Genomic DNA, 18,371 nt, shown 5'->3' with positions numbered 1-18,371 from the left:
CGCTGTATCAAACAATGCGCGAACGGTTGACACATTGTCTTCAAAATGGAGACAATTCAAGGCATGGACCAGTTAAGGGCAATGGAGATATTTGTCGAAGTGGCGCGCCTGCGCAGCTTCAGCGCGGCGGCGCGGCGGCTGGGGCTGACGCGCGCCATGGTCAGCAAGCACATCATGCAGCTCGAAGACAAGCTGAATGCGCGCCTGCTGCACCGCTCCACGCGCGAAGTGAGCCTGACCGATGTCGGCAGCGCCTATCTGGAACCGTGCACCGCCGCCGTGCGGCAAGCGCAGGAAGCGGCGCGCATCGTCACCCATGCCGGCGAAGGTTTGGCCGGGCCGCTGCGCATCCAGGCGCCATCGAGCTTCGGCAGCGAATGGCTGGCCGACGCCCTGGCACGCTTCGCCCAGCCGCATCCCCAGCTCAAGCCCCTGCTGCATGTCGACGACGCCCTGCTCGACCCGATCGAACACGGCTTCGACCTGACGATACGGGTAGGCGGCATCCCCGACAGCCACGCCCTGTCGATCCGGCCGCTGGCGCCGTGTAGAGGCGTGCTATGCGCCGCCCCCGCATACCTGGAAAAATGGGGCCAGCCCCAGCACCCCAGCGAGCTGCACGGCCACAAATGCCTGCACTTCAGCCATCTGACCGACGGCACCGCCTGGCACTTCCGCCGCGGCGAAGAGGAGGAAATCGTACGGGTCGAAGCCAGCTTCACCGCCAACAATGGCCTGGTACTGCAGCACGCCGCGCTAAGAGGGCTAGGCATCGTCTACAGCACCACCTTCCTGGCGTGGCGCCAGCTGCTCGAAGGCAGCCTGGTTCCCGTCCTGGGCGATTGGGAGCTGCCCCTGAACCACCTCAGCGCCCTGTATCCAGCCAGCCGCCAGCCATCCCCCAAGGTGCGCGCCCTGATCGACTTCCTGCTGGCCGAATACCACCCCATCCCCCCCTGGGACCGCGCCCTCGCCCCCATCCTTTGATCTATATCAGCAAATGTCCCACCCTGGTGTCAGGCACCAGAGTCGGACATTCTTTGATTTAAATCAGCAAATGTCTAACCCTGGTGCCTGACACCAGGGTTAGACATTGTTTGATATTGGTCAAACTTGCCAGGCGCCGTCGGCGTAGATGCGCTCGCCGTCGAGGTAGACGGCTTCGGTGACGGCGAAGACGTCGACGTGGTAGCGGGTGTCCTTGCGCTTGAATTGGGGCTTCTGGTATTGGCCGTGCTTGGCGCCCAGCGAAAGGTGGATGCCGCACATGCGTTCATAGGTGCCGATGTCGTCGACCATCTTGTCGCGCGAGAAGGCGCGGTTCATGCCGAAGCCGAGTTCGCGCACCCACACTTCGCCTTCGTGGGCGCGGATGATGGACAGCATTTCGTCGAACGCGGGCGTGCTGTTTTCGGCGCCGACCACGCGTCCCTTTTCGATGATCATGGTGATCGGCACGTCGGGACGGTTGACGTGGAAGGTGGTGTCGCCAAAGACGAAGACGCGCACGCGCCCGTTCACCGCTTCCAGATCCTGGGCTTCGGTGAAGACTTCGCCGATCGGGAACAGGCCGCCGACATTGTTCATGGCGCTGTAGTCGCCGATATTCAGTTTGGCGCCTTCAAACGGGCTGCCGAAGACCAGCTGCGCGCCTTCGCCGCTGTCGACCACGCCGCCCTGGGCGCGGTCGATGCGCGCTTTGAGCGCGTGGCCGACGCCGCGGTAGTAGGCCGGGTCGTAGGCCAGCGCTTCGATATAGGCCAGGCCTTGCGCGCCGGGCATGCGCGACAGGTGCAGGTGTTCGATTACCTTCAGCCCGCGCTTGAACAGTTCGATGCGGATGCGGAAGGCTTCCAGGCGGAAGCTGGTGGTCTGGATCAGCGCCACCAGGTCGCCGGACTGCATGGCGGCGAAGGCGTCCAGCACTTCCTGCGGTTCGACGGCGTCGAAGTCGATGAAGCGGGCATCGGGAACGGCGCGGCGATAGGCTTCGGTCAGCACCGCATTCAATTCGCTGCGGCGGTCGTGCACGATCAGGGCGCGCTGGGGCGGGGCGTATTCGATGGCCATGGCCAGCAGGTCGCGCACATGGCGCGCCGCCTGGTCCTGGACATCAGGTGAAAAGGACATCATTTTGCACTATAACGTTAGAAGGGATGGGCGTTGCGCATTATACGACGCGGCAATGCCGCGACAGCCCGCTTGTCCCCGCCCGGGGGGCGTTGTAGAATCAACCAAATATAGCCGGTGGGAAACATCCCTTTGAGCCGGCCTCACATGGAGCGGGGCAAGAATGAGCATACAGTTTGGACAAGATTTGCCCTTGCAGCGGCCGGACAAGGAAGACAGCCGGGCCGCCCTGTTCGTCCCCACGACGAATATCAAGGAAGAGGTGTTGCAGGCGCTGCGCAATGGCGCGGCCATCGTCGGCTTCGGGAACCATGACCGCACGCTGACGATTTATTACGAGTGCAACCGCTTCAACGAACCGGAAATGGCGAAATGGGAGCAGAAGGCACGCAAGGCCTATGACCGCCTGCTCGACAATCTGCCCACGACCTCGAAAATGGTGGTGAAGATTGAGAGTTTCGAGCAGATCGGCTATATCAGCAGCAAGGGCATCAATATCCGCCGCATGGACAGCCTGGTGCGCTGGCTGGAAAATTCCGGCATTCCGGAATCGGCGCCGGCCGAGGCCCATGTGACCTGGGCGCCGCCGCCGCCGCCGAAAAAGATCGTGGCGGGCGACTAAGCCTGGTCTAAGCTTGGCATTGTTGTTGCTGTATGGATTTTTTCATGTGGCACGATTTATTGCTTAATTGCATGTGCTACTCTGGTTTCGGGCTGTCGCGCGGCCCGTCACAACACGGTCGCAGACCGGATTCCAGAGGAGACAATGCAAGATGAAACGAGTATTCCAGACCCTGCTCGCGACCCTGTTCGCACTCGCCATGGGACAAGCCCTGGCCCAGGACGCCCAGCGTGGCACGGCCGACGAGGCGGTGGCCATGGTCAAGCGCGCCGGCGCCTTCCTTGAAAAGAATGGCCGCGAGAAGGCGATTGCCGCCTTCAACGATTCCAAGGGCGAATTCATCAAGGGCGACCTGTACGTCTTCATGTTCGGCATGAATGGCGAGGAGCGCGGCGTGGCCCTGGCCCACGGGCAGAATGCCAAGATGGTCAACAAGAACCTGACCGAGCTGAATGCCGGCGGCGTGTATCCGATCAAGGAATTCCTCAAGCTGGCCGGCACTCCGGCGGGCAAGGGGTGGGTGTCCTATAAATGGCCGAATTCCATCAGCAAGAATATGGAAGACAAGTCCACCTATATCGAGAAGTACGGCGATGTCCTGATCGGCGTCGGCATCTACAAGTAGATTTTTGCCGGCGGGGGAGCGCACTTAATTCAGATCGAACAGCTGGCGGTGAATGCGCAAGAACGCAATTTGCGTGGCCGTCGGCGGCCGGCGCAGATTCATGGGGATGCCCAGTACTTGATGCTGCTCCGGCGGGATATGCGCAGAGACAAGCATGGTTCCATCATCCTGGAAGCCGATCAAGCCACGGTCGAACAGGCAATCCAAGGTCGCGATCAAAGGCAGCCCGTTGTCGACGGAAAGCTTTTCCTCGGGCGTTGAAATTCTCCAGGGTTTGATGTGCGAGGCCCGGATGGCCGTGGCAATGTGGCAGGCGGTCACGGCGCACTGGTCTCCCCATTGGGCCAGCACCTTGGTCCGGAATTCTCCTTGTCCCAGCCTGGTTTCCACCATGCGCAGGCACTCCGTCGGCCTGTCGGCAAACTCGTTTTGAATTGTTTCAATATCGTTGCCGAGAGATGCCGGTGCGCGCAGCTCGATCAAACCCATGATTTTGTCCAGCCCGGTCTGTAATTCAGTAATGGCCGCCAGCGGGTACTGATTACGGATGGCCTTGATTGCGCCGGGGCTGATAGGCTGCTCGCGCAGGTCGGCGAACCAGTTCATTTGCCGGTGGTATTCCTCACTTTCCAGCGGGCTGACGGTTGCGTTGCCGCGAACCGTTTGGTTCTCGTCGTCCAGAACAGTGCCGGCGGCGACGATGCCTGTGGCGTTGACATACATGAGCAGGATGTCGCCCCGTTTCACTTTCGCCAGCGTGGAATAGTACTTCCCTTCGCCGCTGGTGACGGCAATCTGTTGGCTTAGCCACTTATCGTGGTAGCTGGCACCGCCATTGCTCGCGGCATCGGTGTTGATGAAATAGACCTTCATGGATTTCCTTACTCGTTGGCTGGACTGGATGCGGCGTATTGTACTGTTTGAGGACGGCCTCTATACGAGACAGCGGCAGGCCACCAGGAGCGTTTTTTGTCTGGTGCAATGTGGCAAATGCGCTATGATTGCCCTCACACCCAAGGGGGCAATATAGTTGATGAAGCATGGCTTATAGATGGGAATCCGAGAATAGCGTCTGGCTGGAGCAAGAGAGCGGCCAGTTTCAACTTGCGGAAAGCAATGGACTGGGCCGCACCGAGTGGCCCGCCCAGGCGCGCAGCCGGCTGCCGGATGTGGCCAGCCTGCTCGGCGCGGCGCTGCCGCAGGCTTGCGAACATGGTTCCATCTACCCCGAAGACTTCCGGTTCTGTCCCGAATGCGGCGCGGCGTTGCGCCATCCGGCCGCCGCCGCCGATGCGCCGGAGTGGTGGGGCGCCAGCAGCGCGCCCTTGCCGGACAGCTCCTACCCCTTGCCCAAGCATGCGCCGCATGGCCTGCCGCTGACCGCCTTGCCGCTGGCCACCGCGCTGGAAAGCCGTCCGCCCGAACCGCATGTGGGGCAGGCCGAACGCCGCCTGCCCGCGCCGCCGAATGCCGTCTGCGTGTTCGCCGCGTCCAGCTTCGGCTTCCGCGCCCAGCGTCTGTTGGCGCTGGCCTATACCCGCAATGTGCTGCAGTACTGGGATCCGCTGGCCCAGCATTGGCAGGTGATGGCGGCCGAAGACTATGAATCCGACCTGCGCTTCACCGCGTCCGACTATGCCTGGCTGCCGCTCGACGCGGCGGCGGGGCGGCGCGGCGATGTGGCGCTGGTGCCGGCGGCGCAGGGGCTGTTCCGCCTGCGTATCAACCCGGTCAGCGAAAGCTACCGCACCGAGGCGGTGTTCCTGGCTCGCCTGGCCAGCGCGCCGGGCGCGGTGGGCAAGCATATCGCCTGCCTGTTTGCCGACGACGACGGCGTCCACCTGTGGGCGGCCGATGCCGACGGCGCCAATCCCGCAGCGCTCTCAGTGGCGGGCGGCGCCGCGCCCAGCGGCGGCTGGTCGCGTCCCCTCAGCTATGACGGCAGCTTGATCTGGCTGCACGAACAGGGCCATCTGGTCTGGCGTCCCGGCGCCGCGCCGCAATGGCTGGCCTGGCCCTTCCCCTGGACGCCGCGCCTGATCCTGGGCGGCCCGGTGCGCAGCCGCGACGGCCGCCTGTGGCTGATCGGCCATGATGGACAGGGCTATTCCTTCCGCGAGCTGGGCGTGGCCCAGGCCCAGGTGGAAGCCATCGACGGCGCGCGCCTGGGCTTCGGCACCTTGCTGTTCCGCCGTGGCCACCAGGTGAAGGATGAACCCTGGGCCATCGAGGATGTGGAAGACCAGCGCCATAGCGACGCGCTGGTGCTGCCGCTGCTGGAAAACCTGAGCAGCACGCGCAGCCAGCCCACGGGCCTGGTGCTGCGCTTCGAGAAATTCACCGGCAAGGCCGAAGCGGCGCTGGAAAGCGCGACCCTGCCGCGCACCCTGATCGAGTGGATCGGCCAGCGCAATGTGATCCTGGACGAGGCGGTGCGCCTGAGCCGTCCCGGCGATTGCGTGCCCTTCGTGTACGACAATTGCCTGTGGCTGCACCATCCCACCTGGAACGAGATCCGGGGCTGGCAACTGAAGGCGCTGGCATGAAGCGCCTGCTCATGAGCGCAGCGGCGGCCTTGCTGCTGCCAGGGGCGGCGCTGGCCGTGCCGCAGGTTTTCCTGGTGCAGAATTCGGGCTGGATGGAGCCTTTCTTCAGCGATCCCTCGTCGCAGTACAAGGCGCTGGTGACGGAGGTGATGCTGGCGGCGACGGAGCAGGGCGATGCCGTGGTGCTGGCTTCCTTCAATCAGAGCCAGCCCGGCGCGCCATCGCCCAAGGCGCTGCTGTCGGAACGCGCCGACGGCGCGCAATTGCGCCAGCATGTGGCGGCGGCGTTGTCGCCGCTGGGCGTGGCCAAAAAGCCCGGCAGCGGCGCGCTGGCCGACACCGATCTGGGCGAGGCGGTCAGCGCTGCCATCGGCACGGCGCTGGAGAATAAACCAGGCCTGGTCTGGCTCTTCACCAACAACAAGAACAGTCCGAACAACGACCAGGCGACGGCGGCGCGCAACCGCGAATTCTATGAGCTGATCCACCACGGCGGCGCGATCCGCAAGGCGCTGGCCTTTCCGCTGCATATGCCGGTGAAGGGCAAGACTTACAGCGCGAATGGCCTGATGGTGTATGTCTTCGCCATTCACGGCGCGGGGGCGGCCCAGCTGGATGCGCTGCTGCGCTCCGGCCGCTTGCGGCAGGTGATTACCGAAACGCCGGCCCGCCTCAAGCCGCTGGACCAGGACACGGTGCGTCTGCGCCCGGTGCGGGTGGAGAATGTGCCGGGCGTGGCTTTCTCCACGCTGCCGAACGGCATGCTGCGCGCCGACGTGGACGCGGGCGCCACGGCCGCCGCGCAAGGCGGCAGCGCGCCGGCCGCCCGCATCGGCTGGCAGCTGGAAAACGCCATCTACCCTTACACCATCGTCAGCGCGCATCTGGACGCCGCCTCGGCGTTGGCGGGCGAGCGGAAAGCCATCGCGCTGGGCAGCGACAGCGTGCGCGCGCTGGTACCGGGCAAGCCGCAGCCGCTATCCTCGTCGCTGCAACTGCCGGTGGCGCAACTGCCCGGCAAATGGTCGCTGGCGGCGGTGAAGGCGGCCGGCTCGGCGCAGTTGCTGCCGGGCCGCGTCGAAGTGCGCCTCAGCGAACAAAAGCTGGAACTGTCGCAAGCCTTCCGCCAGCGCATGGCGGCGCTCTTTCCCGGCGATCCGCTGCCGGACATCTTCACGCCGCCGGAGCGGATTCAAGGTTCGCGCGCCGTGCTGCCGGTCGAGGTGCGCGTCAACTACGGCATCGCGCCGCTGCTGGCCGCCCTGGGCCTGGTGGGCGCGCTGCTGGCGCTGGCCGCCGGCCTGGTGATCGCCCTGACGCGCGGCCGCAAGGTGCGCCTGGTGGTCGAGGGCGAGCCGCGCACCATCCACACCAAGCCTGGCATGCGCACGCCGATCCACGACAAGGCGGGCAATAAGGTGGCCGAACTGCATACCACGCTGTTTGCAAGCACATTGAACGATCTGCGCGAAGGCGCGCAGGTCCGCCTGGAAAAATGACATTCAGAGGAAACCCGATGCAGAAATCACACGACATCCAGCTGGCCCAGGCCAACACCGATCCCGGCTTCAAGATTCCGGGCGGCGACAAGCCGGCACAGCCGGGCAGCCAGCCAGCGGCCAGCGCGCCCGCCGACACGCAGGCAGCGCCAGCGCCGGACGGCAGCAGCGGCGGCTTGAGCGGCACGCCGCCGGCCAGCGGCATCGAAGTGGCGCCGGTGGCCGGCGCGCCCGCCACCGACACCAGCTCGCGCGACCTGATCATCGGCGGCGGCATCGTCGTGGTGCTGCTGATTGTCTTCGTCTTCGTGCGCAACGCCTTCGCCAATCATCTGGTCAAGCGCCGCGTGGCGCCATCCTCGGCCGACACGGCGGGTTGGCTGCTGTTCTGCGGCCTGTCCTTCCTCAGCGCGGCCGCCGTGCTGGGCATCATCAATTCCGACCGTTTCCTGAGCGTGGCGATCACCGGCACCTTGCTGGTGTTCGGCATCGCCTCGCTGGTGGGTGCCGCGCTGACCGGCCGCCGCTGAAAGAAAGAATATCGCCATGGCTGAATTCCCCAATCCCAGCATCGAGAAAAAGGCCGAGCTGAAGGTCGATCTGCGGCCCACGCTGTTCATCGGCGCGGGCGGCACCGGCATGGAAGTGATGATGCGCATCCGCCGCCGCATCCTGTCCGAAGTGTGGAACCGCCATCATCCGGTGCGCGTCGATTCCATCGGCCAGTTCCCGGTGGCGCGCTTCCTGCATGTTGACCTCGACAGCGGCGCCCTGATCGACGAGGGCAAGTCGCAACGCACCGATCCCTGGTATGAGCTGGTCAAGCTGAGCGAGGAAGAGCGCCTGGTCGAGCATATCGACCTGCCGCAGTACCACGAGTCGGACGATAGCCTGGCGCGTTTCCCGCTGATCGAAAACTGGATGCCGCTGCGGCCCAAGAAACTGCGCTCGCTGGGCATCGATCCGTCCAAGGGCGCTGGCCAGATCCGCGCGCTGGCGCGGCTCTACCTGTTCGACAAATATCCCAAGCTGCGCGGCCGCATCAAGGGCGCGCTGAATTTCCTGAGCAGTAATGCCGGCAATGAGCGCAAGGAGAATTACCAGCGGCTTGGCCTGCAGGTCGATACCTCCAAGTTCCGCATCGTGGTGATCGCCTCGAACGCGGGCGGCACCGGTGCGGGCAGCGCGCTCGATCTGGGCTGGATCGCCAAGGCCGTGGCGCGCCAGGAGGTGGCGGACAGCCAGGTCGATCTGGTGATGCTGATGCCCTCCGGTTACGCCAAGGCGAACAAGGAGCGCACCGAGGCGAATGCCTACGCCACCTTGATGGAGCTGGAAACGGCGATGCGCGATATGAACGCGCAAGTGCGCTGGGCCGATCCCGACAGCCTGGTGGGACGCGGCGCGCCTTTCGACGATGTGTATTTCGTCGACACCGCCAACCTGGCCAACAAGGCCACGATGGACGTCAAGGACGTGTACCAGATGGTGGCCGATTCCCTGTTCGAGGATTTCGCTTCCGCCGATTTCGCCAACCGCAAGCGCTCGGTGGCGGTCAACCAGCAGCAGCACAAGCTCGGCCCCTTCAATCCGCGCGTGCCGGAGCAGCGCTTCGGCGATATGCGCCTGTCCTATTCCAAGGTGTATTCGGCCTTCGGCCAGGCGGTGCTCGACACCCAGCAAAGCCTGCGCGACGATATCCGCGCCTACGAGTTGTCGGCCTTGATGGTGAAGGCCTTCTTCGGCATCATGGGCAGCGACGGCGTGCCGGCGCGGCGCGCGGGCGACCAGGAACGCGATGTCTTCATGCGCGAGCAGATGGGCATGAGCGAGCGCCCCTTCGACGAGTTCCCCGACTTCCGCAAGGGCACGGTGGACGTGACGCCGTTCTACGATTACGCCCTGACCGACCAGCTGCTGCTGGACAAGGACCAGCGCTCCCTGCTGGAGCGGGTGGAAAGCAAGGTGCAGCTGGAAATCGACCGCATCACGGGTTCCTACGAGCTTAAAGCCTGGCGCGAGAAAGTGGCGGAACTGCTGCCGCACCTGGAACGCGACGCCATCCGCGAGGCCGGCGCCACCGCCGAAACCAGCGAGGACAGGCTGAAACGCCACACCGCCGAGCTGCTGCAAAGCCTGAAGGGCCGCGTGCGCGAAAAGCTCTATCAGCTGCTGGATGACCGCAAGCAGAGCGGCCTGGAATTCGTGCTCTCGCTGCTGGAGCAGATCAAGGGCCGCATTTCGCTGCGCGACCTGGCCCATGTGGAGCGCAATGCGCGCCGCTACCGCGATATGCGCGATGCCCTGCGCACGCGCCAGGTCGAGGAATCGCTCAACAATCTGTCGCAGGCGGCGAGCAAGCTGTTTGGCCGCGAGGCGCAGGCGCGCGAAGTGATGGGGCATTTGAAGCGCGACATCTCCGACTATCTGCGCTTCCACCTGCTGGCGGTGGCGGCGGGACAGGCGATGGAAGTGCTGCGCTATATGTCGTCCTGGCTGGGCGATATCGAAACGGTGGACGAGAAAGGCCAGCCGGTATGGAGCGGCGTCGCCGGCGAATTCCAGGAAGGCCGCCGCTGCGTGGATGCGATGCTGATCGCCATCGACCAGCGCATCGCCCAATTGCGCGCCGATGCCCAGCACGAGCATGCGACGTATATGAAGTTGGCGCCGGAAACCCTGCCGGAGCCGGTCAAGCTGACGGGCGATGTCAGCGCCTGGAGCGAGGAAGTGCTGACCGAATTCGGCGGCTCCGAGCGCCTGTTCCCGCAACTGGGCGACGAGAAGCTGCGCGCCTCGCTGCTGCTGCAGTTGTTCCGCCGCGCCCAGACCCAGCTCAGTACCGAGCAACTGGGCGATGCCGCCCCGCCCGATCCGCTGCTGGAAAGGCTCACGGCCCTGTCGCCGCAGGAGCGCCAGCGCATCTTCGGCGAATGGATACGCAGCGCCATGCCCTGGATGAACGCGCGCTTCAGCGCCGAATTCACACCCAACGCCGACCAGTTCAAATGCTTTATCGGCGTGGGCGACGTCAACGCCTGGCGCAAGCTGGAGGCCGAGATCAAGGCCGCCGTGCCGACCGGTTTCTTCCACGGTGAGCTGGTGAATATCGTGAACACGGGCATATCGGGCAAGGCGGTCTGCTATATCGAGCTGTCCGGCTTCCCAATGACGGTGCTGCGCGGCTTGCCGACCTGGCGCACCTCCTACCAGATCGAGAATCCCAAGATTCCCACCCATCTGCATTTCGATGCCACCCGCTTCCGCCATCCGATCGCGCCGAATATGGATGAACTGAACCGGCTGGCCGACGACTACGAATGGTTCCTGCAGGCGATTGCGCTGGGCGTTATCAAGCGCAAGGCCGACCTGGCCGACCGCGAGGCGCTGTTCCAGCCCAAGGGCCAGTATCTGTTCGAGGTGGAGCAGGGTTCCGGCGAGTGGCTGCAGATCGGGAATGAATTCGCCATCCGTTCCAACGGCCTGCCGCCGTATTACCGCGAACAGGTGATCGCCGCGGTGCGCCAGCGTCTGGCCCATGTCGGCGCTTATCAACTAGTGCTGCTGGCGGCCTTGATGCGCCACTACCAGCTGCGCGTGTACCAGCCCAAGCTGGAGGTGGACGAGACCGGGGCCGAGCTGCCTTCGCCATCGCTGCCGAATATCACGGCCAAGCGCCTGCACGACGAATGGCTGCGCCGCGCGCAGTCGCTGGAGGCATCGGTGTCGCCCGCTTCGGTGGAGCAGGCGCTGGCCGCGCTGGCGCAGTGGAGCGAGGCGGTGGATGGTTCGGCCAGCGATGCCTATGGATGGGAAGTGCAGAACCGCGTCGAGAAGCGCGTGCTGCGTCCCGAGTATCTGACAAGCGAGAATGCCGCAGCGGCCGTGCTGCGCGGGCCGCAGCAGCGCGCCGAGCACGCGACGCCTGCCGCGCCGGCCGCCGCCGCAGGCGCGCTATACAAGATATTCCTGAACAAGGCGCAGCACGGGCCGTATTCACTGGCGGAGCTGGCGCAGCGCATTGCGCGCGGCGAGGTGGAACGCGCCACCAAGGTGTGGAATATGGCGTGGACGCCGCATGTCGACCAGTGGAAGGCGGCGGTCGATATTGCGGAGATCGCGGCGCTGTTCTCGCCCGCGATTCCCGATCCGTATGACGACATTCCCGATCCGGAGTAAGGAAACCGGCCAGTGACTCAAGAGTTGATCTACCGTTGTACCAACGATGCTTGCGGCAGGGGATGGCCAAGGCAGGTGGCCTTCTGTCCCTATTGCGGTACGCAACAGGAGGCGGCAAGCGAAGCGCCGGTTGAGCCGAGTCCCGCCGCGCCGGCCGCCGCGCAGCCGCCGCGTCCTGCCGCCAGTGGCGGCGCCACGGCGATCGGCGCCAATTCAGGCACCGCGCAAAACGAACTCGATTTCGAGCCGCCATCGCTGACGCATGCAAACGCCGCGATCCGCGATCTGGCGCCGCCGTCGCTGGCGAAAACCATCGCCTCGGCGCAGGCCGAAGTATCGCGTGGGGATGGCGATGCCGAGGGGGCGTCGCGCGGCGGCAACCTGGCCTGGAATTCCGGGCAGGGCGGAGCGCCGAACAAGCCGCCTGTGGCTCAGGGGCCGGCATTATCGTCCGACATGCCCGAGTGGGCATCTCCCGCGCCGCCAGCGCGCAAGCTGGCGCCGGACGAAATCCTCGCGCCACCGGCCCAGGGCATCCATTCCGCCCAGCAGGCCAATGCCGGCGGCGGCAAGCCGGCCGCCGCGCCGCGCGCCGAGGCGCCGCGTTCCGGCGCACCGCTGCGCAAGCCGATCAGCAAAACCACCTGGTTCATGGTGGCGCTGTTTCTGCTGGCGGTCTGGATACTGATGCGTCCCGAGAGCGCGGCCAAGAAAGCCGCGTACCGCGTCGATGACGCCATCGCCATGCTGCCCGAGTGCCGCCTTGCCGATGCGCGCGCCGAGCTGGCGGCGCTGACGGAAGCCAAGGCTCCCAAGGCGCAGACCAAGCGCTTGCAGGATGCCATCGCCGGTGCTGCTCCCGGTTGCGAGAAGAAAGTCCGCCGCGACAAGGCATGGAAGGAGCTGGCGCCGATCCTGGAAAGCGCCACCAAGTCCGGCGCGGCGGAACGCGCCGCCGAGCGCCTGTCCGGCTTCACGCGAAAATGGGGCGAAAGCACGGAGACGAAGGAGCTGGCGGGGCGCATCGATGCCAAGCGCGCCGAAAACCTGCTCGACGAAGCCGACGCCTGCCTGCGCAAGAATGACCGTCCATGCCTGGAGGCCCGCATCAAGGCGGCTGAAAAGTTGAAGCGTCCCGAGGCCGAGGAGCGCATCCGTCAGTTGAGGGAGCGGCTATCGCACCTGCTGGAATCGACCTTGCTGGACCAGGCGTCAAGCCCGGCGCCGCAGAGTGAGGCGGCCAGCGCCACGGCGCGCGAGGCGCAGCGCTTGCAAGCGGACGCCCAGCGCGAGATCGGACAGGGGAATTACCGCGCCGCCATCGGCCGCGCCAGCCAGTGCATGACCCAGACCGATCCCGGCAACCGCGAATGCCAGCAGTTGCACGAGAAGGCCGAGCGGCTGGAACGCGAGTACCAGCGCTGCATCATGGGCGGCATGAGCTGGTTTAACGGCCGCTGTCTGTAGTTGCCCGGAACGCCATGCCAAAGCGCGTATTGTCGAGCAGGCGCTGCGGCGTCCAGCGCCGGTTGGCAAAGGCCAGCAGCGCGGCGCTGCCGCCCAGCAGGCAGGCCAGGTAAGCTGGTCCTACGGCCAGCGCCTCAAAAGGCGTTGGCGGCAGATCTTTCAGGTAGAGATAGGATGTCCATCCGCCCAGGGCGACGAGCGCGAAAATCCAGCCGAAAATAATGAATGAGCTGGCACGTATGGCGATGGCGCACGACACGACGAAGATCATTTCGGGCAGTGCGATGAGGTGTCCGGCAAAGGACTGCAGAATCGTAAGCGGCGCCTTATCCAGGAACGTGTACGAGAAGAAGAAAACTATCGTGTATCCGAGCAGCCAGCACAGTGTCATGATCTGCATGGTCGCCAGCAGAATGCTGGTGCCGATGCGCCCGCGTTTCAATCCACCTGGCATCACAAAAGAGCGCCAGTGCAGGTCGCGGATGGTCAGCGCACTTGCGGCATTGGCGCACAGGACGGCCAGGACGAAGAGGTTCATCATCGACAACGGTGCTCCCCATGGCTTGCCCAGCCAATTGGGCACCATATGGGCTAGCAGGATCGCATTGAAGCCGGCAATGAAATTCATGGTCGTGATACTGCGCTCCGCGCCTGGCGCGCTGTTTTCCACGGCCGAATTCCATAGTAGGGGATGAAAGCGCTGCAAATAGCTTTTGAGCGGCTGCCAGAGCTTCATGCCTTCCGCATTGCCTGATTTTTCGCGCAGGGACGCCGTTTGCCAGCGTTGGTGCAAGATCCATGCGGCAGCTGGCCAAGCCAGGGCAATGGCCAGCAGCAACGGGGCAGGCAGGATCAAGAACGGCTGGAGCATCGTCACCGGTCCAAACCAGAGCACAAGTCCCAACAGCGCCGCCAAGCCATACAACACGGACTTATGCTGGTGGAAGGGCAGTAGATTCTGCTTACTCAGTGGAAGGGCAATGCCGGCGCACAGCGCCAGCGCAGACAGCGCAAAGGCCGTGCTCCATTCCGCCCGTGCGGAGCACAGCACGATCTGCGCCGCGCCGGCCAGTCCGATGCCGAACCAGGCAAGCGTCAGTTGCCGGATGAAGCGCGCCGCGGCCTTGCGCCACAGTCCGGAAGGGGCGCGCAGGCCACCCAGTACGGCGAAGGCGCGCGCCAACGCAGCGGCGCGCAGGAAGGCATAGACGAAGCTCCCCAATGCGATCACCATCAGCAGCAGCGCCGAGCCGGCGGTTGCATCGTCCACCGGCGCTTGCACCAGCAGGATGGTGGCGATCCAGGCGACGCCGATGGCGGCCAGTCCCGCCTTGCTCAAGTTCTGCTGCAAGGGGCTTGCATAATCCTTGTTCTCGGCAATCATGCGTTCAGCTCCACGAACAATTCATCCAGCGTCAGCGGACGGCCTTGCGCCGCGTGCTGCGGAGCGCGGCGGGTATCGACCACGCAGATGCGTTCCGTCTTGCGGGCGCAGACGATGGCCTGCGGCGGCAGCTCCGTAGTGAACGTCATCAGGCGGTAGTGCTCCAGGATCGCATCCCAGGTATCGAACAGCTGCAGCTTGCCTTCGCGGATAAAGGCCAGGTGCGAGACCACGCGTTCCAGGTCGCTCAGGATATGGCTGGAGATCAGCACCGTGCGTTCGCCATCTTCGTCGTCGAATAGCGAGCGCATGAACTGGCGGCGCGCCAGCGGGTCCAGATTCGATACCGGTTCGTCCAGCAGCAGCACATCGGGATGATGCGCCATCGCCAGCACTACCGACAGCGTCTGCTTCTCGCCGGCTGACAGGTGCGGGATGCGTTTGCCGATGGGCAGGTCGAGGCGCGCCGCCAGCGCCAGGCAGCGGTGCAGATCCCATTTCGGATAGGCCTTGCCCACCAGTTCCAGATGCTCGGCCACGCCCATCCACTCGAACAGGTCGGGCGTCTGTGCCACATAGCCCAGGCGTTCGCGCACCGCGTCGCTCAAGTCGAGCGATGGGCAGTCGAGCAGGCTGGCCTTGCCGCCAGTCGGCTCGTTCAGGCCTGCCAGGCAGCGCAGCAGCGTCGATTTGCCGGCGCCGTTGCGTCCCACCAGGCCAACCACGGCGCCGGCTGGAATCGCCAGCGAAATATCGTCGAGGATGGTCTTGCCTTCCTGGCGCAGCGACAGGTGCTGCGCTTCGATCGCGATGTAAGTCATGCGGATTCCTTGTTGTGTTGTTCTTGCAGGCAGGTTTGGAACAGGACCAGGGCTTCCTTGTCGCTGAGCGCCAGCTGGTGGGCCATGCGGGCCGCCGCCTCCAGCGCGGGACGCAGCATGGCCGCCTTGTCCTGCGTGGAGGTTTTGCCGCGCTGGCCCGCCACGGCCATGCCCACGCCGCGCCGGCGTTCCAGCAAGCCCTCGCTTTCCAGCATGCTGTAGGCCTTGCTGACGGTCATAGGATTGATCGCATGGTGCTGCGCGACCGCCCGCACCGAAGGCAAATCCTCGCCCGGCGCCAGCTGTCCGCTCGCTACCATGCGGCGCACCTGTTCCACGATCTGCTTGTAGATCGGGACGGGTGAAGTGGGGGCGATATCGAAGTTCATGCGAATTAGTGTATCACTACAATAATACACGTAGCAACAAAATATTTTTTGAATAAAAGTTGCTGGAGCTGTGCGCAGCAACGCGCAGTTTTTTGCTAATCTGAATGACAAGAACTGTTTTCAGGAGACTGTGATGCAAGCCAAGTACTGGGTGATGGGGATGATGCTGGCGGCGGCGCTGGCGGGGTGCAAACGCGAGGAGCCGGCGACGCCGAAAGTGGGGCCGGCGGAACGGGCCGGTCGCGAGATCGACAAGGCGACCGCCAAGGCGGCGACGGAGCTGGAGAAGGCGAATGAACAGCTCAGCGGCGCGGCCAAGGAAACCGGCGAGCAGTTGAACAAGGCCGCCGGAGAGGCGGGACAGAAGCTGAATCAGGCGACCGAAGAGCTAGGCCGCAAGGTCGAGCGTGCGGGCGAGAAGATGCAGGAAACCGCCCGCGAACGGCGTGAAGAGCGCAAAGAGGGCGCTGCTCATTAGGCGTGAGGCAAGTGCCGGCCTTCGATCAATCGATCATCCGGGGTTGGTTTTGAAGCCCGGCTTCAAAGGCACCACATTGCTATGTTCCCCGGCTGCCGGCGGTGGCGCTTCGGGCGAGCCGCCCAGCACTACGCTCATGTCGACGAAGCCGGCGCGCCAGGCGCGTTCCAGATCCTGTTCGATGTCTTCCATCGAGGTCTGGCTGAAGTTGTCGAAGCCGCGCACGCCGTAGGCGCGGTTGCGGCCGTGGGCCTTGGCCAGGTACAGCGCCATGTCCACCAGGTTCACCGCGCGCTCCCACGGCAGCGGCGTGTCGCCCGGGATCAACGGGAAGGGCGCGAAGCCGACCGAGACGTTGACGCTGATCGGCACGCCCTGGTAGTCGAGTTTTTGCGCCGAGATGGTGTTCAGGATCCGCCGCGCCACTTCCTCCACGCCATTGCGCGGAATCGCCGGCAGGAAGGCGAGGAACTCTTCGCCGCCCCAGCGCACGATCATATCGGTTTCGCGCAGCGCGATGCGCAGCTGTTCGGAGATCATCTTCAGCACCGCGTCGCCCGCCGCGTGGCCGTAGCTGTCGTTGACGTGCTTGAAGTGGTCGACGTCGAGCAGGAACAGGGCGCCGACGATATCCTCGTTGCCCATGCCGCGCCGTTCCGGCTTGTGGCTGCGCATGAATTCCTGGAAGTGGCGGCGGTTGTAGAGCAGGGTCAGGGGATCGAGCGCGCTTTGCTGCTTGAGCTCCTGGTTCTTCTCTTCCAGCTTGGCGTTGGCATGGCGCACCTTGCGGTACAACAGGCCGACGATGATGGCGGTCAACGCCAGCACCACGGCCAGCAGCCACCATACGCGCTGCTGCAGGCGGCGGTTGTCGATCTCCGCGCTCTTGACGCGGTTCTCCTGGCTGAGCGCTTCGATGCGGCGCTGCTTCTTTTCGGTGTCGTACTTTTCCTGCAGCTCCAGCATGGTTTTCTGGCGCTGGCGTTCGAACAGCTCGTTGGAGAGGGTGCGCTCGCGGTGGTAGGCGGCGATGGCGCCGGCAAAGTCGCCAGCGCGTTCCAGCGCCGAGCCGTATTCCTGCAGGATCACCTGCAGTTCGACCTTGCCGCCGGTTTTCTCGAAATGCGCCAGCCCCGCTTCGAAGCTCTTCTTGCCTTCGGCCACGCGGCCCATGCCCAGATAGGCCTGGCCGATGTTGACGCGGGCGGTGGCTTCGGTGGCGGCGTTGTTGATCTCGCGCGCGGCGATGATCGATTCCTGGCCGTAGCGCATGGCGCGTTGGTAATCGTGCTCTTTCAGGTAGCTGTCCGAGAGGTTGACCAGGAGGTCGGCCACCATGCCGCGCGCGCCGAGCCGGCGCGCCAGGTCGAGGGCGCGCAGCAGGGCTTGCAGCGCGCGGCGCGGCTGCATGGAGTCGATGGCCAGGCCGTATTCGGTGTTCATGGCGGAGGCGAGGCGGCCGGGCGAGTTCATTTTCTCGGCCACCTCCACCGATTCGGCCAGGGTTTCCCAGCCCTTGCCGAATTCCTTCATCTGCGTGTAGAGCTGGGTCAGGGCGTTCAGCGCGCTGGCCAGGGGAATCAGGTCGTCCTTGATCTGGCGCGCCTGGTCGGTGGCCGTCTGCAGGCGCGCCAGCGCGGCAGGGAAGTTGCCCTGCTCGGCGTAGCATTGGCCGGCCGTGATGGTGGCCTGCACGCGCAGTTTCATGTCATTGGTGGCGTTGGCCAGCCTTTCGGCCTCGAAGGCGAGGGCGTGCGCCGCCTTGGCGTCGGCCATGGCCGAATACACGTAGGCGCGCGTCAGCACCGCCTTGGCGTTCAACGCTGGATCGTTCTGGGATTTGCCGAAGGCCTGCAGTTCGTCGGCCAGCACCATGGCCGTTTCGTACTGGCCCAGGTAGCGCCAGGCCAGGCTAAGCTGGGACAGGAATTCGCCCTTGGTGGCAGGCGGCGCGGCGCGCGCCGACGCTTCCATCTGCTGCAGCTGCATCAACGCCTTGTCGGGCGTGAAGCGGACCTGTTCGCGGATGGTGGCGATTTCCGCATCGAGCGACTGGCCGAAGGCCAACGCCGGCGCCAGCAGCCAAGCCGCCGCCAGCAGACGAATGCGATGCGAAATCGGCTGTTCCTGTAGACCTGACAACGTGGGAGTCCTTGTGCTGCACTGCGCGGAGTTGAGGCGCTAAGTGTCCGGACAATTATATGCGCGTTGCAAGTGGGAAACGTCAATAG

The 18,371-nt window shown here is 64.7% G+C and carries 15 protein-coding genes; 9 read left to right on the top strand and 6 right to left on the bottom strand.

The features are described from left to right. Positions 1 to 81: 81 nt before the first annotated feature. Positions 82 to 987: a LysR family transcriptional regulator gene (locus FHS03_RS04950; RefSeq protein ID WP_183439888.1), complete on the top strand. Its 906-nt coding sequence runs from the start codon at positions 82 to 84 to the stop codon at positions 985 to 987. Positions 988 to 1,107: 120 nt separating this feature from the next. Here the strand turns inward: FHS03_RS04950 and FHS03_RS04945 are convergent, their stop codons facing one another. Beyond that, complete coding sequence (locus tag FHS03_RS04945; RefSeq protein WP_183439887.1) at positions 1,108 to 2,133, bottom strand: M29 family metallopeptidase; 1,026 nt, start codon at positions 2,131 to 2,133, stop codon at positions 1,108 to 1,110. Between the two features lie 160 nt (positions 2,134 to 2,293). On the opposite strand from FHS03_RS04945, the gene FHS03_RS04940 reads away from it, so the two are divergent. Both FHS03_RS04940 and FHS03_RS04935 read left to right on the top strand, forming a co-directional pair. Beyond that, entirely contained in the window at positions 2,294 to 2,752 is a 459-nt protein-coding gene (locus tag FHS03_RS04940; RefSeq protein ID WP_183439886.1) for a hypothetical protein, read from the top strand. Positions 2,753 to 2,903: 151 nt separating this feature from the next. Further along, positions 2,904 to 3,377 carry a cache domain-containing protein gene (locus FHS03_RS04935; protein ID WP_183439885.1) on the top strand — a complete coding sequence of 158 codons (474 nt, stop codon included), beginning with the start codon at positions 2,904 to 2,906 and terminating at the stop codon, positions 3,375 to 3,377. 24 nt (positions 3,378 to 3,401) lie between these two features. Here the strand turns inward: FHS03_RS04935 and FHS03_RS04930 are convergent, their stop codons facing one another. Further along, a complete protein-coding gene (locus FHS03_RS04930) occupies positions 3,402 to 4,250 on the bottom strand; it encodes an HNH endonuclease (protein ID WP_183439884.1) in 849 nt (282 codons plus the stop codon). Between the two features lie 167 nt (positions 4,251 to 4,417). Between FHS03_RS04930 and FHS03_RS04925 the strand changes: the two genes are divergently transcribed. The 5 genes from FHS03_RS04925 to FHS03_RS04905 are packed head-to-tail and all read left to right on the top strand — an operon-like array spanning position 4,418 to position 13,068. Next, entirely contained in the window at positions 4,418 to 5,923 is a 1,506-nt protein-coding gene (locus FHS03_RS04925; protein WP_183439883.1) for a hypothetical protein, read from the top strand. After that, on the top strand, positions 5,920 to 7,422 hold the full coding sequence (locus FHS03_RS04920; RefSeq protein ID WP_183439882.1) for a hypothetical protein: 1,503 nt from the start codon (positions 5,920 to 5,922) through the stop codon (positions 7,420 to 7,422). The genes FHS03_RS04925 and FHS03_RS04920 overlap by 4 nt, the downstream gene beginning before the upstream one ends. A 17-nt stretch (positions 7,423 to 7,439) precedes the next feature. Beyond that, entirely contained in the window at positions 7,440 to 7,952 is a 513-nt protein-coding gene (locus FHS03_RS04915; protein ID WP_183439881.1) for a hypothetical protein, read from the top strand. A gap of 16 nt (positions 7,953 to 7,968) precedes the next feature. Continuing rightward, the gene (locus FHS03_RS04910; protein ID WP_183439880.1) at positions 7,969 to 11,601 is read left to right on the top strand and encodes a tubulin-like doman-containing protein; all 3,633 of its coding nucleotides are present in this window, start codon (positions 7,969 to 7,971) and stop codon (positions 11,599 to 11,601) included. A gap of 12 nt (positions 11,602 to 11,613) precedes the next feature. Next, on the top strand, positions 11,614 to 13,068 hold the full coding sequence (locus FHS03_RS04905) for a hypothetical protein (protein WP_183439879.1): 1,455 nt from the start codon (positions 11,614 to 11,616) through the stop codon (positions 13,066 to 13,068). Here the strand turns inward: FHS03_RS04905 and FHS03_RS04900 are convergent. Genes FHS03_RS04900 through FHS03_RS04890 form a run of 3 tightly spaced genes read right to left on the bottom strand, consistent with a single transcriptional unit; the run spans position 13,049 to position 15,662 of the window. Continuing rightward, positions 13,049 to 14,452 (bottom strand): hypothetical protein, encoded by a 1,404-nt coding sequence (locus FHS03_RS04900; protein ID WP_183439878.1) that lies wholly within the window; start codon positions 14,450 to 14,452, stop codon positions 13,049 to 13,051. The two genes, FHS03_RS04905 and FHS03_RS04900, sit on opposite strands and share 20 nt — an antisense overlap. After that, entirely contained in the window at positions 14,449 to 15,273 is an 825-nt protein-coding gene (locus tag FHS03_RS04895; protein ID WP_183439877.1) for an ABC transporter ATP-binding protein, read from the bottom strand. Before FHS03_RS04895 ends, FHS03_RS04900 begins: the two co-directional genes overlap by 4 nt. Then, positions 15,270 to 15,662 carry a GntR family transcriptional regulator gene (locus FHS03_RS04890; RefSeq protein ID WP_183439876.1) on the bottom strand — a complete coding sequence of 131 codons (393 nt, stop codon included), beginning with the start codon at positions 15,660 to 15,662 and terminating at the stop codon, positions 15,270 to 15,272. Before FHS03_RS04890 ends, FHS03_RS04895 begins: the two co-directional genes overlap by 4 nt. A gap of 133 nt (positions 15,663 to 15,795) precedes the next feature. Here FHS03_RS04890 and FHS03_RS04885 point away from each other — a divergent pair, with 133 nt between their 5' ends. Then, positions 15,796 to 16,140, top strand: a complete 345-nt coding sequence (locus tag FHS03_RS04885) for an apolipophorin (RefSeq protein ID WP_183439875.1) — start codon at positions 15,796 to 15,798, stop codon at positions 16,138 to 16,140. 33 nt (positions 16,141 to 16,173) lie between these two features. On the opposite strand, the gene FHS03_RS04880 is transcribed toward FHS03_RS04885, so the two are convergent. Beyond that, the gene (locus tag FHS03_RS04880; protein ID WP_307729523.1) at positions 16,174 to 18,282 is read right to left on the bottom strand and encodes a tetratricopeptide repeat-containing diguanylate cyclase; all 2,109 of its coding nucleotides are present in this window, start codon (positions 18,280 to 18,282) and stop codon (positions 16,174 to 16,176) included. Between the last annotated feature and the right edge of the window lie 89 nt (positions 18,283 to 18,371).

The organism is Pseudoduganella violacea (genome assembly GCF_014191875.1).
GTDB lineage: Bacteria > Pseudomonadota > Gammaproteobacteria > Burkholderiales > Burkholderiaceae_D > Rugamonas > Rugamonas violacea_A.
This window is presented reverse-complemented; position numbering and strand designations above follow the sequence as displayed.